Here is a 15,231-nt window from a genome sequence, read left to right as displayed (position 1 = left end):
GGAGATGCGAGTTTCGTGAGTCGCTTGCGCGACTTTCACATTAAGCAAAGCTGGCCACGTGTTCAACAGCAAGGCACCCCAAGGGCCTTGGCGCAGCCGATTGCTGCGCACGCCCGACAACGTCGCTTTCATCCCCTGGTTGCGTGACCGCGGCTCGCTGACTGCACGCATCCAGGCCAGAGGACGCTTTGCGGTGCGCGTGCTGCGCCAGGGCTTCGGCCTGCCGACTGCCGATGAAGCACGCCTGCTCGGAATCGAACCAGGCGTACGGGCGTGGGTTCGTGAAGTCGCTTTGCACTGTGACGAACAACGCGTCGTCTTCGCGCACACCGTCTTGCCGTATCGGCCACGCGGCCCACTGCAACTCTGGCTGGCACGCCTGGGCAACCGCTCACTTGGCGCGCTGCTCTTCTCGCACCCCGGCTTCAGGCGTGGAAAGATCAACTACAAGCGGCTCGATGAGCGCCATACACTGTTTGCCTCGGCGCTCGGCGCTCTGCAACTTGAAGAAGTGGAGGCAGGCTGCCTGTGGGCACGTCGCTCTCACTTTCGCTTTGGCGCGCAATCGGTACTGGTCACCGAGGTCTTCTCGCCGCGAATGCTGCAACTGCGCGAAACCAACAAAAAGGAAACACACGCAGCACGCTGATGCTATAATGCACGGCTGCACTGAGCGGCCAAGGGCTGCTCGCTGCGACGAGCATCGCGAACCTGGCCGTAACTCTCAAGCCCCCCTGCCTTCTGGTGTCGATTCATTCAGCGCCGCACTGGCACAAAGCTTTTGTGCCGATAGCTGCTGACTTCCGCGAATCGATCGAAGCGATCGACTTGATCAAAGTCTCTCTCAGCTTTTCGTTGGTTGGCGTTGCATTTGTTTTTTCGCAACGCACTATGCCGTAGAGGTAGCGTGCGGCGCATCCATAGAAAAGAGAACCATGACTTTTGCAGATATCGGCCTCCACCCGGCCATCCTCAAAGCACTCACCGATTCCGGTTACAGCGAACCAACGCCGGTCCAGAAACAAGCCATTCCGGCGGCCCTCGAAGGCCGCGACCTGATGGTTTCCTCGCAAACCGGCTCAGGCAAAACCGCCGCCTTCATGCTGCCGGCACTGCATCGCTTCGCGTCGCTCGAACGCGCCCCCGAAGCAGCGCGCCCGCCCGCCTCTCAGGAACGTCGCCCGGCCCGCTCGCGCGGCAACGATCGCCAGCGCTTCCAGCCAGCACAGCCGAAAATGCTGGTCCTGACGCCGACTCGCGAACTCGCCCTGCAGGTCACTGCCGCCACCGAGAAGTACGGCCGCCAGGTGCACCACGTGCACGCTGTTGCCATCCTCGGCGGCATGCCTTATCCGAAACAGATGGAACTTCTTGGCCGCAACCCGGCGATCCTGGTCGCTACGCCGGGTCGTCTTATCGACCATATGAACTCGGGCAAGATCGACTTTTCCCAGCTGCAGGTACTCGTCCTTGACGAAGCCGACCGCATGCTGGACATGGGTTTCATCGAAGACATCGAAAAGATCGTTTCGGCCACCCCGACCGAGCGCCAGACGATGCTCTTCTCGGCAACGCTCGACGGAACCGTCGGCGAGATGGCCAAACGGATGACCCGCAACGCGCTGCAAATTCGCGTCGATGCGACCACCGCCCGGCATGACAACATTGAGCAGCGCATGCACTTCGTCGACGACCTGTCGCACAAGAACCGCCTGCTCGACCACCTCCTGCGCGATGCCTCGATCGACCAGGCAGTCGTGTTCACCGCCACCAAGCGCGACGCCGATACGGTCAGCGATCGTCTCAACGTCGCTGGCCTCAACGCCGCCGCGCTACACGGTGACATGCATCAGGGCGCGCGCAACCGCACACTGACCGCCATGCGTCGTGGCCAGGTACGCATCCTGGTTGCCACCGACGTTGCCGCACGCGGTATCGACGTCCCGACGATCACGCACGTCTTCAACTACGACCTGCCGAAGTTCGCCGAAGACTACGTGCACCGCATCGGTCGTACCGGTCGTGCCGGCCGCAATGGCCTGGCCATCTCGCTGGTTCATCATGCCGAACACTTCAACGTCCGCAAGATCGAGCGCTTCACCAAGCAGTTGATTCCAGTCGCTGTCGTCGAGGGTCACGAGCCGACGCGTCGGCCGTCGCCGGCAAAACCGCGACCGACCGGCAAGCCGGGCTGGAAGGGTGGCGACAACCGCCAGGGCAAACCTTTTGCTCCCCGCCGCGAAGGCCTGCCGCGCACACCTCACCACGAAGGGCCCAAGAGTGGTCATGGTGGCGGTGGCGGCGCGAACGCCAACCGCCGCGCTTACGGCGATCGCTGATCACTGATCAAGCCGCTATCGAGAACGAAAAAGCCCGCACTCAGCGGGCTTTTTTCTGCCCGTGCCAATGCACTAGAAGCTGCTTTTCGCCGCAAGCACTGGCAGGCCGCCGCCGTTTGTTGACCGGGAGAGGCGATCCTCGATCCCATTAAGAGAAGTCACAACATTGCTCCCCGACTGCTCGATGGCCGTTAACAGCTCGGTCTCGATGCGATCGAGCCGGGCGAGAAGCGCCGGGTCAGCGCCACCCGACGCCGCGTTGCCCGCGCCATGCCTGCCCATCGCCTGCAGTTCGGTGGTAATGAAGCCGCGCAGATCGGTAAAGCGCGAGGCCTCGGCCCGGTCCGCCAGCTCCTGGTTGGCTTTCAATTCCTGCGCATGGCGACGAGAATCGAAGAGCGCCGAGGCCTGCACGTAAATCACGAAGAGCAAAAAGTAGGCCGTCAGCAGGCCCACCACGCCCAACATGATCGCCCCGATCGGCGCCTGCACTTCAGTCACGCCCAGCGAAAGCGTGGTCGGGGCAATGAACGCGCCCCAATTGAGCGCCGAAAAGCCAGCGGTAGCGCCGAGGATGAGCAGCAGAAACAGGGTGCGAAACTTCATGAGGTAATCACTCCTTCATTGGTTGCCGAAAAAGGGCTCGCGCGACGGGGACCGAAGCTCGATAGTATCCCAGGATTGGCGAATGGTCGCCACTTGCAAAAACCCCGGCTGCTTAAAGCGAAAGTCGCCTGCCCGACTCACGGAACAGCCGCCGAACGCATTCGCGCCAGGATGATCTCGCTCTTCGCAAGCAGCGCCGGAGCGTTGCGGTTGCGGTCGTAGAAACGCGGCCGCGGAACCATGGCCGCCAGGCGGGCCGCCTGCTCGGCCGACAACTGACTCGCCGAAATGCCGAAATAGTGGCGGGCGGCCGCTTCGGCGCCGAAAACGCCGCTGCCCCACTCGATGACGTTGAGGTACACCTCCAGGATCCGCTGCTTGCTCCAGACGGCTTCCAGCATCAGGGTGATGATTGCCTCTTCGGCTTTCCGCAAGGGGGTCTTGGCCGGGCTCAGGAAAAGATTCTTCGCCAACTGCTGAGAAATCGTCGAGCCACCGGCGACAACGCGGCCTTTCTTCTGGTTCGTCTCGATCGCGTTCTGGATGCCTTGCCAGTCGAAACCTTCGTGATCGAGGAATTTACCATCCTCGGCGGCGACGATGGCGCGCTTCAAATTGGCCGAGATCTGCCCATACGCGATCCAGCGTTGCTGCAACTGCGCCTGCGCATCCGCGACGCGCAATTCGGCGAGGCGAATCTCCATGAACCGCGTGCTCTCGGGATTGACCCAGTTCCACCACAGCACCCAGCCGAAAAGCCAGAACTGAAAGACCAGCAGCAGGCCGATGACCGCCAACAGCAGCCGCTTCAGCCAGACGCCGAGGCGAATCATCCGGCCGGCCCGGCCTCGCTCCTGGCACGTAGCGCGGCAATCACCGGCGTGCTGTCGGGGCGGAGGCCGCGCCAGAAATGGAAGGCTTCGGCCGCCTGCTCGACGAGCATGCCCAGACCGTCGGCCAGGCGCTCCACGCCCTGCGCTCTGGCAAAGGCGAGGAATGGCGTGTCGCCCTTCCCGTACATCATGTCGTAAGCCAGGCTGGCGGGTGCGAAAATGCCGGCCGCCGCGGGCAGCGGTGGTAGCGCACCGGCGAGACTGGCCGAGGTGGCGTTGATCACCAGGTCGAAGGACTGCCCAGCGAGTTCCGGATAGCCACCAGGGCACAGGAGGGAAGCACTAGCGCTAGCGGCGAAGCACTGCACCAGCTCCTGTGCTCGGGAAACGTTGCGATTGGCAATCACCAGCGTCGCCGGCCGCTGCTCGAGCAAGGGCGCGACAACGCCGCGCGCTGCGCCGCCGGCGCCAAGCAGCAGGACACGCCGGCCGGCGATCGGGCACGCCAGATTGACGAGGAGGTCGCGCAGCAGGCCGGCGCCGTCGGTGTTGTCGCCGACAATCTCGGCGCCGTCGAAACGCAAGCTGTTGACCGCCGCCGCAAGTTCGGCGCGCACGCTCAGGCGAGTCGCCAGACGAAAAGCCTCTTCCTTGAACGGCACGGTGACATTGGCGCCACGACCACCGGCGGCGATAAAAGTACGCACACTGGCGGCAAAACCGTCGATCGGCGCCAGCAGTGCCTCGTAGCGGAGGTCCTGGCGGCACTGCCTGGCAAAGGCCGTGTGGATCACCGGCGACTTGCTGTGGCTGATGGGATTGCCGAAAACGCAATATAGATCGCTCATCCTGGCCTTATTTCTTGCTTTCGAGACTGTCGCTCTGCGTGAAACGCAGGCTGCGGGTGAATACCAGAATGTCGGTATCCTCCCGGATAGCTGGTGGGAAATCGCCGTACGGGGCAGCCATGGTGACGATGCGACGGGCGGCGTCGTCGAGGATCTGGTGGCCTGACGAGCGATTGATCTCAATACGCAGGAGGCTACCGTCACTCTTGATGCTGACGGTCATCACCAGTTTGCCGTAGAGCTTACCCCTGGCCTCCTCGGGGTAGTTGAGGGTGCCGACGCGCTCGACCTTGCTCCGCCAGGCCTCGATATATTGTGCGAAACGGTATTCGCTGGCGCGGGTGCCGATGAACTTCTTGCGCGGGCGCTGATTGTACTCGTTGAGTTCCTTGTCGATCGCGCCCTCGAGGCGCGCCATGGCCAGCGCGCTGTGCGCCAGATCGCGGCCGCTGACGCTGGGCGGCGGCGTCGGTGCCAGCTGCTCTTCCTTGTCCGGCTTTGGCGCGACCAGCGCACGGCTACGCGCTTTTGCGGCCAGCCGCTGCTGGTGCGCTTCGAGTTCCTGGATGCGTCGTTGCGACTGTTCGAGGTCGTCGCCGTCCTGATGGCGCGGTGCCGGCGGCAAGGGCGTCGCCGCGCGGTGCTCCTGCTCGGTGTTGCCGCCCCCGTCGAGATTGGCTTGCGCCAACACCTGCGCATCGGCAGGTTTTCGCGGCGAACGGCTATTGACCAGGATGATATCGAGTGCCCGCTCCTGAAAAGCGCGCGAAGCGTCTGGAAAGCTGAAATGCACCGCCAGCAGCCCACCATGCAGGAGCAGGGAAACCGCCACGGCCAGCCACAGTCTGCTTGCCGCCAGCGGCGATTGATAGCGATCGCGGAGGGCAGCGTTCACCTCAATCGATCGCCTCCTGCAGCTCGTCGTCGGCAGCTGCGACAGCCGCCGGAGGCAGCGTCTCGACATAGCGGCAGCCGAGTTCGAGCGTCAGATAGTCGATCGACTCGACGTGCAGCATGATTTCCTGACCGGGCTTGAGCTCGGGTGCCGAGGGCACGCGCTGCAGCAGCGGCAGCTGATCGAAGCGCGCCAGGTTCTCGCGACCGATAATTGTCGCCTTGATCGTTTCGACTTCGTGCTGCCGCAACCAGCGCAGGCACCAGTAACGTTCCATGCTGCGCTGGAAGTCGGCGTAGGCAGCGTAGGTCATGTCAAAATCGCTCAGCGCGGCGAAAAGATCGTCCGAACGCGCGGCAAAAGGCGGTGTATCGCCATTCAGATAGGCCACCAGCTGCCACTGGTTGAGCAGGTCGATATAACGCCGCAGCGGCGAGGTCGACCACGCATACTGCTTGACGCCGAGACCTTCGTGCGCCTGCGGCGAGGTGCTCATGCGCACCTTGCCGCCAGGCGTCTGGATACGATAGATCGCGGTCACGCCCTTGCTGGATAGCAGGCCACCCCAGGTGCTGTTGGTGACGATCATCATTTCGGAGACCAGCTTGTCGAGCGGACTGCCGCGTCGGCGAGCGCTTATCTCCACCGCGCAGGCGTCAGCATCGCCGAGGTCGCCCTGAATGCGAAAGTTGTAGTCGAGAAAAGTCTGCGTTGCCGACGGCTTGCCACGGCGACCTTCGCAGGCATTGGCCAGCTGCCAGAGAGTCATCAGCTCGTCGCGAAAAGCGAACTCGGCAAGGCCGGCGGCAATGCTGGCTTCGTTGAACAGGGGTTCAAGGTCGTGATGGCGGAGATTGGCGACCACTGGGACGATCTCGATGCGCGACTCGCAAGCGGTGATTTCGAACTCGGGAGTCACCGTCAGGTACAGAGAAATGGCCGCACAGTCACGGCCAGCGCATAGCGTAAAGGCCTCGACCACCTTTTCCGGGAGCATGGTGATCTTGCTGCCCGGCAAATAGACCGTAGACAGTCGATCGCGCGCAATCGCGTCGAGCGGCGATCCCGGCGCCATGCCCAGCGTCGGCGCAGCGATGTGGATCCCGACCTGCCAGCCCAGTCCGGGCAGCACCTGCAGCGAGAAGGCATCGTCGATCTCGGTGGTTGCCGCGTCGTCGATCGAAAATGCACGCACGTCGGCGCGCGGCAGGTTGCTCGGCAAAAGGGGTGCGGCGCAGGCCGCAAAGCCCGTGCCCTGCGGGAAATACTCGAACAGGAAACGCTGCAGGTGATAGTCGTGAGCAGAGCGGATGGCGCCACACTTCTGCAGCAGATGCGGCGCCGAAAGGCCGCTTTCGCTGCACGCCGCTTCGAGCGCCTTGGTTTCACTGCGATTGCGGTCGGGCTTGTAGAGCAACTGGCTGAGAATCGGCGTGAACTCCGGCGGCAGCGTGAAGGCCTTCAGTTCGCCGACCATGCGCTCGATGCTCAGTACTTGCTGGCGCTTCTTTTCGAGACCCGCAAGAGCGGCCTGGAGAATATCGGCTGCTGCCTTGCGAAAGCGGCCCTTGCCTTTGCGATGGAAATAGACGGGCGCCGAATGCAGGGCCAGCAGCAAGGCCGACGCCTCGACCGCCGTCGCGACATGGCCGAAGTACTCGTTGGCAAAATCAGAAAAAGAAAACTCGCCGTCGCCCAGGCACTCCCAGAGAAACTCCTGTTCTATGCTGGCGGCGAGCGCCTCGGCCTGCTCGAGCAAGAGCGTCGGTACCGGTTCGCCGTAACGCAGCAGAACGTTGGCAGCCTTGATCTTGCTGCGCTTTCCGGAAGCCGTCTCGACCTGCAAGGAGCTGTCGTTGTCGACCAGAATAGTGGCCGTCCGGAAGGCGCCGTCTTCTTCATATAGAACATGCATCACTACGATTGTAACCCACAGAATTCAATGATTTGCGGTACGAAGTCAGGGAAACGGGTGAAGCTGTGATCGCCGCCTTCGACGACTATCTGTCGGCAGCCGGCAAAACGCTCGACGGCGTGCCGGTAGTCGAGCACCTCATCGCCGGTTTCGACCATCAGCAGGTAATGCGACGGGGTGATCAGCGGCGTGTCGAGCGCGCGCAGTTGCTCGACGTGCTCGGCGCCAAACTCGAAGCGACGGCCACTGGTGTAGTTGACGTGTGTTCCCAGCAGCCCCTCGAGCAGGCTTGGGGCCATTACCGCCGGATTGATCAAGACGGCGTTCAGATCCCGCCTTTCGGCCAGCCAGGCCGCGTAATAGCCGCCCAGAGAACTGCCGACCAGCGTCGTCGGCGCGTCGTCGCTGTCCAGCAAGGCCTCGACGGTGGCGATCGCAGCGCGCGGAACGTGCGACAGCACGGGGCAGGAAAAGCGGTCGGCGAGACCCGCTACGGCCAGAAACTCGGCCAGCAGGCGCGCCTTCCACGACGCTGGCGAGGAGCAGAAGCCGTGCAGATAGATGATGCGTGGGGCGGCCAACTCAGTGATCTCCCCAGGAAATGAAGTCGTACTGCCAAGTCACGAGAATCAGTATCCCGAAGGCGATGCGATACCAGGCGAAAATCGAAAAGTCGTGCGTGCTGATATAGCGAAGCAGCCCGCGCACGGCCCAGAAAGCCGAAATGAACGCCGCAACGAAGCCGACCACCCACATTCCGATATCGTCGACAGAGAGCAGCGCGCGCTCCTTGTAGAGCTGGTAGATGCTCGCGCCGATCAGCGTCGGCATGGCCAGAAAGAAGGAGAACTCGGTGGCGGCGCGGCGCGAAAGGCCGAACAGCAGGCCGCCAATGATCGTCGCCCCGGAGCGTGAAGTCCCCGGAATCAGCGCCAGCGCCTGTGCAAAACCGAGCTTGATCGCGTCGCCCAGGGACAGGTCGTCGATCGACTCGACGCGGATGCGATGCTCGCGGCGTTCGGCCCAGAGAATGATCAGGCCACCAACGATGAAGGCCGTCGCCACCACCGGCGCGTTGAACAGATAGGCCTTGATCGTCTTTCCGAACAAGAGCCCGATGATCGCCAGCGGCAGAAAGGCGACCAACACATTGAGCGCGAAACGCTGTGCGCCGGGATCACTGGGCAGACCGCGCAAGACCTGCATGATCTTGGCGCGGAACTCCCAGCAGACGGCGAGCATGGCGCCGGACTGGATGACGATCTCGAACAGCTTGCCGCGCTCGTCGTTGAAATCGAGCAAAGCGCCAGCAAGGATCAGGTGGCCGGTCGACGAGACCGGCAGAAATTCGGTCACCCCTTCGACGATGCCGAGAATCAGGGCTTTCAGCAGCAGCAGCAGGTCCACGTGGAGCTTTCGGCAAAAAGGCGCATTTTAGCACTCACGGCCGGGTTGCCCGCTCCAGCGCCGATAACCAGGCGATCGCCTGTTGCCGGTCGTCGCCGCACATTTCGTCGGAGGCCTGCAGGCCGGCGCAGAAGGCCGGTCGCTCGGGCCGCCCCCACAAGCGACAACGCAGGTCCGTGCTCAGATTGGCGCAGGGCTCGGCGGCCGGTTTTCCCTGCGCATGGCCGGGCATCGGCGTGGTGATCGAAGGTGCAATACAGCAGGCCCCACAGCCGGCACGGCAAGCACGAAGCACAGACGTCAGCGACTGACTTGCGGCGCAGCGCTGACAGAGGCTGTGGTTTGCTCGCCTGCCGCGCCGTCGCTGCTGCCATAACCAAGACGCCTGGAAAGCGTCGCCGCCGCTTCCCGTGTGCCCTGCGCGATCGAGCTGTCCAGCGCGACGTCAAAGCTGCCGACGACGCCCAGAGCAGTAACCGCCGCCACCATCCGACCGGTGTGCCCGAAAACGGGCGCGCTGACGCCGTTGATCCCCGGCGTCATGCTGCCCGCCGCACGCGACATGCCGTCACGGCGAATGTCTTCGAGTTGCAAAGTCAGCGTCGACATCACCTCCGCCGAGGTCTTTCCCGCAGCCTCGGCGGTGGCCTGCACTTCGGCGTCGAGCATCTTTTTCAGATAAGGTGAACGGTAAAAAGCAGAGAAGGCCAGCCCGGTCGCCGAGGTCGTCAGCGGCAGCACGACGCCGGTGCGCAGGGTGACGGTCACCGCGCCGCCGGCTTCGACCCAGCGCACGCAGGTGGCGCCGTGATTACCCCACATGGCCAGGGCGACGGTGGCGCCGATCTGCTCGCAGAGGTCGTCGAGCACGGGCCCGGCCAGGCGCACCGGGTCCAGCCGCGCCAAGCTGGCCAGCCCCAGTTCCAGCGCAAACTCGCCAAGGTCGTAGCGCCCGGTATTGGCATCCTGCTCGACCAGCCCCATGCGCATGAAGCTCACCAGATAGCGACGGGCCTTTGCCGCCGGCATGCCGGCGTTGCGGGCGACGTCGCGCAGCATCATCGACCGCTGGCTGGCCGCCAGGGCACGCAGCAGACGCGTGCCGACTTCGATCGACTGAATGCCCTGGCGCTGCGGAATCGCTTCAGTGTCGTCGCGCGCAGGCATCTTTGCTGCTCAGCGGCGGGTGCGAGGTGGCAGATGGCAGATCAAGGGGGCGCGGCTCAGGCAAGCGCCTGCAGCGCAGCTTCGTAATCAGGTTCGTCCTTGATTTCGGCAACCAGCTGGCTATGCAGCACCCGATCGTCGCCGTCGAGCACGATCACTGCCCGCGCGGCGAGGCCGGCCAGCGGACCGTTGCTCAGAGAAACGCCATAGTCCTGGAGGAACTCGCGACCGCGCATGGTGGACAGCGTGAGCACCGACTCGAGGCCCTCGGCAGCGCAGAAGCGGCTCAGCGCAAACGGCAGATCGGCCGAGATACAAAGCACGACGGTGTTCGCCAGACTGCTCGCCTTGGCATTGAAGGTACGCACCGACGTTGCGCAGGTCGGCGTGTCCACGCTCGGGAAGATGTTCAGAACCTTCCTCTGACCGGCAAAAGCGCTTAGCGAAACGTCGGCAAGATCCTTGCCAACGAGCGTGAACGCAGCTGCCGTCTGACCCTTCTGCGGGAAATCACCGTTAACCTGAAAAGGGTTGCCACCGAGAGTTACTGTGCTCGTCATGTTGATTCCTTTGTTTTCTGGAGAAGGGATGGTGAAAGTTGGCAATCAATCGGCACCGCATGGGCGCCCGGCCTGACCGTTCTGGTCAGCGCTCTTTGGTCATTATTTCACGGTGGAAGTTCTCGAACCACCACCGCGTCAACTTTGCTCGGCCTGCATCGCCTGCGATTGACACCCTCCTTGACCGCGAACCGGCGCAGGCCACCGACTCTGCCAGCGATGCCGCGAGCTGGCCATTCGCCACCAGTTCGCGTGCCAGGCAGTCTGCTGCCCTGCACCTACTGAACCTGCCTGGCATGCATGCGGTAGCCGTTGCGACCAGCCGTCTTGGCAAGATACATCGCCGCATCGGCGTCGCGCAGCAGGCCTCCGTGGTCGTCGCCGTCCTCCGGATAGAGCGCGATGCCAATGCTGCAACCGACCTGCACGCAATGCTCGTCAAGCTGGAACGGCTGCCTGACCGTCTCGATGATGCGCTGCATCACGCCTTCGACGGCCTCTCGAGATTCCGGCTCGGCCAACACGATGACGAACTCGTCGCCACCGATCCGGGCAACGGTGTCGGAAGCACGCACCATCGCCAGCAGGCGCTTGGCGAGCTCGACCAGTAGCGCATCACCAACCGCATGCCCCATGGCGTCATTGATCGGCTTGAAGTGATCGAGGTCCAGGAAAGCGAGTGCCAGCAGGCGTTTGTGTCGCGCCGCCTGCGACAGGGCGAGATTGAAGCGCTCCTCGAGCACCATGCGGTTGGCGAGTCCCGTGAGCGGGTCTTGCCGAGCAAGAGCTTCCAACTGCACTTCGTAGTGTTTTTGCTTGCTGATGTCCTGCAGCGTCTCGACGGCGCCAATGGCGCGTCCATCGGCGCCGTGTAGTGGCGCCGCGGTGAAGTACAACCAGCGCCCGCCGCCCGGGAACTGCGGAAAATAGTCCCTGGCTTCCCAGGCACCGGCGATCAAGGGTGAAGGTCGCAGCTTGCCGGCGTAGAGCTCGCCCATTTGACCCTCCGTCGCATCAAGCACCAGGTCGGCCATGACCGGTCGCGGATGCGGATAGAACGGTCGCCACTGCTCGCGCGAGCCGATCATCTGCTCGGCCGGCGCCCCGAGAATCGCCTCGCAGGCGCGATTCCAGTGCGTGACGCGATGCTCGGCGTCAATGACGAAGGTTGGCACCGGCGAGCCCTGAACGATTTCAGACAACAGCAAGGCAGCATCGCTGGCCGCCCGCTCGGCTGCCCGCTGCGCGGTGACGTCGCGCAGCGTCTCCACGGCCCCGACGACAACGCCGCTCTCGTCGTGCAGGGCTGCGGCGCTGAAGACCAGCCACTTGCCGCCATCGGGCATCCGCGGGAAGAAGTCTTCGAGTTCCCAAGCGTCCTCGAGCGAAGCCGATGGACGATATTTTCCGGCGTAATAGCGTTCGAGATCCTCCAGCCGTGAGCCATTCAAAGCGAGATCTGCGATCACCGGTCGCGAGTCCTGGTAGAACGCGGACCACGCTCGCGTCGTCCCCAGCACGGAATCCTGAGAAACCCCGGTAAGCTTCTCGCACGCCCGATTCCAATGCACGACGCGGTGCTCGGCGTCAATCACGAACATCGGGATCGATATGGCTTCCACGACCTGCCTGGCCCAGGTCGACGAAAGCTGCTCTCGGGAACGATCGATACCTCCACCGTTGTTCATGCCGGGCCCTCCATTGGCAGACACTTGCCGTGAAAGTCGCGCCCGCGACTCACGAATCTCCCTTCTCCACGTGCGGGAGAAGGGTCGGTAAAAAGGGGAACGGTCACGATATTCATCATCAGGAGAGTCTCGACATGTCATCACCGTTTGGGTATATCAGACAGTATTCAAATGCTGCGCGATGCGGCTGGCAAGAAGAAATGAACCCGAAAGGAGCCTTTTTTTTGCGCAAGGTAGCTGATTGCTGACAATTTGTCAGGTTTACCGCAGACGGATTGCCCACATCGCCTTGTATTTCATCCATCTCTTCGACAGCCAGGGAAGTGCGATGCCCGCGATCACCGAAATCAGCCAAATCCTGCTTGGCAACTCTGCCGCAACACTGCCTTTTTCCGCCTTCGTGCTGGCCAGTCTGGTGCTCGCGGCCACACCGGGGCCGGGAGTGATCTATATCGTGACGCGCACCCTGGCCCAGGGGCGGCGAGCCGGGCTGGTTTCGCTGGCCGGCGTCGCGCTCGGCAACCTGGCCAACGCCGTCGGCGCGTCGATCGGCCTGGCGGCGCTGTTTGCCGCCTCCGCACTGGCTTTTGCCGTCGTCAAGTACGCTGGCGCAGCCTATCTTGTCTATCTGGGCATCAAAGCGCTTGGCGAAGGCGCTGCACGGCAGACGGACAAGGCGACTTTCGGCGCCGCCGAACTCACGCCGATATTTCGCGAGGGCTTTGTCGTCGCGCTGCTCAACCCCAAGACGGCGCTATTCTTCGCCGCCTTCCTGCCGCAGTTCGTCGACCCAATGACATCGGCACTTTTACAGAGCGTGCTTCTGGGATTGCTGTTCGTCTTCATCGCCGTCGTCACCGACTGCCTGTACGTGCTCACCGCGAGTGCGGTGCAGCCAGCGTTGCTGCGCCACGGCCGGCTGCGCGGCGTCGGCCACTTCCTGAGCGCCGGGGTCCTGATCGGCCTCGGCGTCCTCGCCGCCGTCACGGGAACGCGCAGCAGCAAATAGCCTCAGGCGTAGCGTCTTGTGCGGCGGCGTGCGAGGAGTGCGAGTAGAGCGCGGGCGACAGTCCCGCGCAGCACCGCGCCTGGCGCGCGCGGCCGCTCAACGCGGCACGCTGTTCAGCGCCCAGTCGTACTCGATGAAGTCGATTCCCACCAGATTCTGACGCAGCATCGCCTGTTCGGCGGGCGTAGTCGCCAGCAGATTGGCATAACTGCCCAGGAACTGTCTGAGCGAGCCCACGCCACGGTAGCCAGCCGAGAAATCCTCGCCGTACCAGTCAAAAATCTGCGAGACGACCAAAGTCGCCGTCTTCGGCTCGTAGCGATTGCGCGTGCGATCAGCGAGGAAACGCCGCGTCTGCTGCTCCAGCTGGGCATCCAGGCGCTCGCCGACGAAAGCCTCTTCGCGCAACATCGGGCAGCCGACCGAGGCGCAATTCACCGCAAAATGGATGCGCGGATCGTCATGAGCGCCCGGCTTGCGAATCACCTCGTGTTCGATCCAGTCCAGATGGCGGCGCGCGCCGAAAAGCGTGAAGAACTTCTGCTTCCACGGACTATTGAAAACGATGTTGCCGAGATCGCGAATCGAATTCAGATCCGGATATTTGCCGAGAATCAGCTCGACAGTGAAAGCGTTGTAGGCGTTGATCAGAAATGCAAGTTGCTGCGACTTGGACCAGGAATCGAACTCCGCCCGCGGCACCGCCGAGAGACTGTCGAGATAGGCCTGCAATGCCGTCCGCTCCTGCGCCAGCCCGCCATAGTCCAGCTGCGACGCCTTGCCCCCATCGATGAGCACGACATGCCGTTTGAGCAGCACCGTCCACGCCGCGTGACTATGGTCGAAAGCCGCACTGGCCGCTAGCGGCAGGCACAGGAGCGCGAGCGCGAAAATCCCGCTGGTCCATTTCGTCCAATGCGTCGATTTCGTCCAATTCGTCCAGCTCTTCATGCCATCTCCCGGATCCGGCCGCTACTCGCCACACGGTCAGCGAATTTCATTGAAAAACGACCGCCCGACGAGCGGCAGGCGCAGGCGATGGCAAGCGAGCAGCACGCCAACCCGCAGCAGGCTGGTCCACACGCCCATCTGTTCGAACTTGCGCGAATCGGTAATCGCCTCTTCGCTGAGCAGAATCGGCGTGGTGGCGCGGCGCAGGACTTCGCCGAAGGCTACATCCTCCATCACCTCGCACACCGGAAAACCGCCGAGCCGCTCGAATAGCATCCGCCGCACGAACACCGCCTGGTCGCCGAAAGCAATCTTCGTCAGCCGGCTGCGCGTGTTGTCGAGACGCGATATCAGCCGCAAGCGCCAGTCGTCCCCGGAAAAGCGATGCCTGAAAGCACCGGCCAGGACGCCATCAGGCAGCGCCGCGATACGCTCCAGCGCCCCCGCCGGCAAGAGCGTGTCGGCATGCAGGAACAGTAACCACTCGCCACGAGCAGCCGCAGCGCCAGCGTTCATCTGACGCGCCCGGCCTTTTGCCGACTGCAGCAGCTGCACGCCGGCAGTCGCCGCGGCAATGCTGGCCGTCGCATCGCTGCTGCCACTGTCCACGACCAGCACTTCCGCCGGCCGCTGCGGCAACACATTGGCTAGCGTCGCGCCAATGCGGGCTTCTTCGTTAAACGTCGGGATGATCACGGAGATCGTGTTGGAGCCTGGCATTCTGTTATCCGGCATGGAGGCGACAGGAGCTTGGTCGTCCAGGCGCGCCGATCCTTACGTTGCCGTCAACTCCACCGCCCCTACCCTAGCGCATCGCTAACGGTCATGACAGTCGAGATACCCCGGATGCTGAAAGTCATGACCGTCCCCCTCTTCTCCCGGCCCTTCTCCCGCGAGCGGAGAAGGGAGTTTCGTGAGTCGCTGGCGCGACTTTCACATTAACGGTCATGACACGTGGAGACACCCCAAATCATGAAAGTCATGACCGTTTCCCTCTTCCCCCTGCCCCCTTC

16 protein-coding genes are annotated in these 15,231 nt (G+C 63.2%); 3 read left to right on the top strand and 13 right to left on the bottom strand.

Annotated elements, in window-relative coordinates:
- Window positions 1-100 precede the first annotated feature (100 nt).
- Window positions 101-649, top strand: coding sequence for a chorismate--pyruvate lyase family protein (locus E4Q23_RS00465; RefSeq protein ID WP_169064819.1), 549 nt, complete (start codon window positions 101-103; stop codon window positions 647-649).
- 286 nt (window positions 650-935) lie between these two features.
- Window positions 936-2,339 carry a DEAD/DEAH box helicase gene (locus E4Q23_RS00460; RefSeq protein WP_169064818.1) on the top strand — a complete coding sequence of 468 codons (1,404 nt, stop codon included), beginning with the start codon at window positions 936-938 and terminating at the stop codon, window positions 2,337-2,339.
- A gap of 72 nt (window positions 2,340-2,411) precedes the next feature.
- Here E4Q23_RS00460 and E4Q23_RS00455 read toward each other — a convergent pair whose 3' ends face one another.
- From E4Q23_RS00455 to E4Q23_RS00405, 11 genes are all read right to left on the bottom strand, one after another.
- Complete coding sequence (locus tag E4Q23_RS00455; RefSeq protein ID WP_169064817.1) at window positions 2,412-2,945, bottom strand: LapA family protein; 534 nt, start codon at window positions 2,943-2,945, stop codon at window positions 2,412-2,414.
- Between the two features lie 137 nt (window positions 2,946-3,082).
- Window positions 3,083-3,778: a monofunctional biosynthetic peptidoglycan transglycosylase gene (mtgA, locus tag E4Q23_RS00450; protein WP_169064816.1), complete on the bottom strand. Its 696-nt coding sequence runs from the start codon at window positions 3,776-3,778 to the stop codon at window positions 3,083-3,085.
- Window positions 3,775-4,626: a shikimate dehydrogenase gene (aroE, locus tag E4Q23_RS00445; protein WP_169064815.1), complete on the bottom strand. Its 852-nt coding sequence runs from the start codon at window positions 4,624-4,626 to the stop codon at window positions 3,775-3,777. The genes mtgA and aroE overlap by 4 nt, the downstream gene beginning before the upstream one ends.
- A 7-nt stretch (window positions 4,627-4,633) precedes the next feature.
- Window positions 4,634-5,521 carry a TonB family protein gene (locus E4Q23_RS00440; protein ID WP_336511572.1) on the bottom strand — a complete coding sequence of 296 codons (888 nt, stop codon included), beginning with the start codon at window positions 5,519-5,521 and terminating at the stop codon, window positions 4,634-4,636.
- A gap of 1 nt (window position 5,522) precedes the next feature.
- Window positions 5,523-7,436 carry a ribonuclease catalytic domain-containing protein gene (locus E4Q23_RS00435; protein WP_169064813.1) on the bottom strand — a complete coding sequence of 638 codons (1,914 nt, stop codon included), beginning with the start codon at window positions 7,434-7,436 and terminating at the stop codon, window positions 5,523-5,525.
- Window positions 7,437-7,438: 2 nt separating this feature from the next.
- Entirely contained in the window at window positions 7,439-8,017 is a 579-nt protein-coding gene (locus tag E4Q23_RS00430) for a YqiA/YcfP family alpha/beta fold hydrolase (RefSeq protein WP_169064812.1), read from the bottom strand.
- A 1-nt stretch (window position 8,018) separates the two neighbouring features.
- The gene (locus tag E4Q23_RS00425; RefSeq protein ID WP_169064811.1) at window positions 8,019-8,843 is read right to left on the bottom strand and encodes an undecaprenyl-diphosphate phosphatase; all 825 of its coding nucleotides are present in this window, start codon (window positions 8,841-8,843) and stop codon (window positions 8,019-8,021) included.
- Window positions 8,844-8,877: 34 nt separating this feature from the next.
- The gene (locus E4Q23_RS00420; protein WP_248595154.1) at window positions 8,878-9,075 is read right to left on the bottom strand and encodes a YkgJ family cysteine cluster protein; all 198 of its coding nucleotides are present in this window, start codon (window positions 9,073-9,075) and stop codon (window positions 8,878-8,880) included.
- A gap of 68 nt (window positions 9,076-9,143) precedes the next feature.
- A complete protein-coding gene (locus E4Q23_RS00415) occupies window positions 9,144-10,010 on the bottom strand; it encodes an IclR family transcriptional regulator (RefSeq protein ID WP_169064810.1) in 867 nt (288 codons plus the stop codon).
- Between the two features lie 56 nt (window positions 10,011-10,066).
- Window positions 10,067-10,570 (bottom strand): thiol peroxidase, encoded by a 504-nt coding sequence (tpx, locus tag E4Q23_RS00410; protein ID WP_169064809.1) that lies wholly within the window; start codon window positions 10,568-10,570, stop codon window positions 10,067-10,069.
- A 278-nt stretch (window positions 10,571-10,848) separates the two neighbouring features.
- Entirely contained in the window at window positions 10,849-12,258 is a 1,410-nt protein-coding gene (locus tag E4Q23_RS00405) for a sensor domain-containing protein (RefSeq protein ID WP_169064808.1), read from the bottom strand.
- Window positions 12,259-12,499: 241 nt separating this feature from the next.
- Here E4Q23_RS00405 and E4Q23_RS00400 point away from each other — a divergent pair, with 241 nt between their 5' ends.
- The gene (locus tag E4Q23_RS00400) at window positions 12,500-13,267 is read left to right on the top strand and encodes a LysE family translocator (protein WP_248595153.1); all 768 of its coding nucleotides are present in this window, start codon (window positions 12,500-12,502) and stop codon (window positions 13,265-13,267) included.
- A gap of 96 nt (window positions 13,268-13,363) precedes the next feature.
- Here the strand turns inward: E4Q23_RS00400 and E4Q23_RS00395 are convergent, their stop codons facing one another.
- Both E4Q23_RS00395 and E4Q23_RS00390 read right to left on the bottom strand, forming a co-directional pair.
- Window positions 13,364-14,218 (bottom strand): DUF547 domain-containing protein, encoded by an 855-nt coding sequence (locus tag E4Q23_RS00395; RefSeq protein ID WP_169064807.1) that lies wholly within the window; start codon window positions 14,216-14,218, stop codon window positions 13,364-13,366.
- Between the two features lie 36 nt (window positions 14,219-14,254).
- Window positions 14,255-14,938 (bottom strand): TIGR04283 family arsenosugar biosynthesis glycosyltransferase, encoded by a 684-nt coding sequence (locus tag E4Q23_RS00390; RefSeq protein ID WP_169064806.1) that lies wholly within the window; start codon window positions 14,936-14,938, stop codon window positions 14,255-14,257.
- Window positions 14,939-15,231 lie beyond the last annotated feature (293 nt).

Origin of the sequence: Candidatus Accumulibacter phosphatis, from assembly GCF_012939955.1 — a bacterium.
GTDB lineage: Bacteria > Pseudomonadota > Gammaproteobacteria > Burkholderiales > Rhodocyclaceae > Accumulibacter > Accumulibacter delftensis.
The sequence above is the reverse complement of the archived record's forward strand: the minus strand, read 5'-3'. Positions and strand labels throughout refer to the sequence as shown.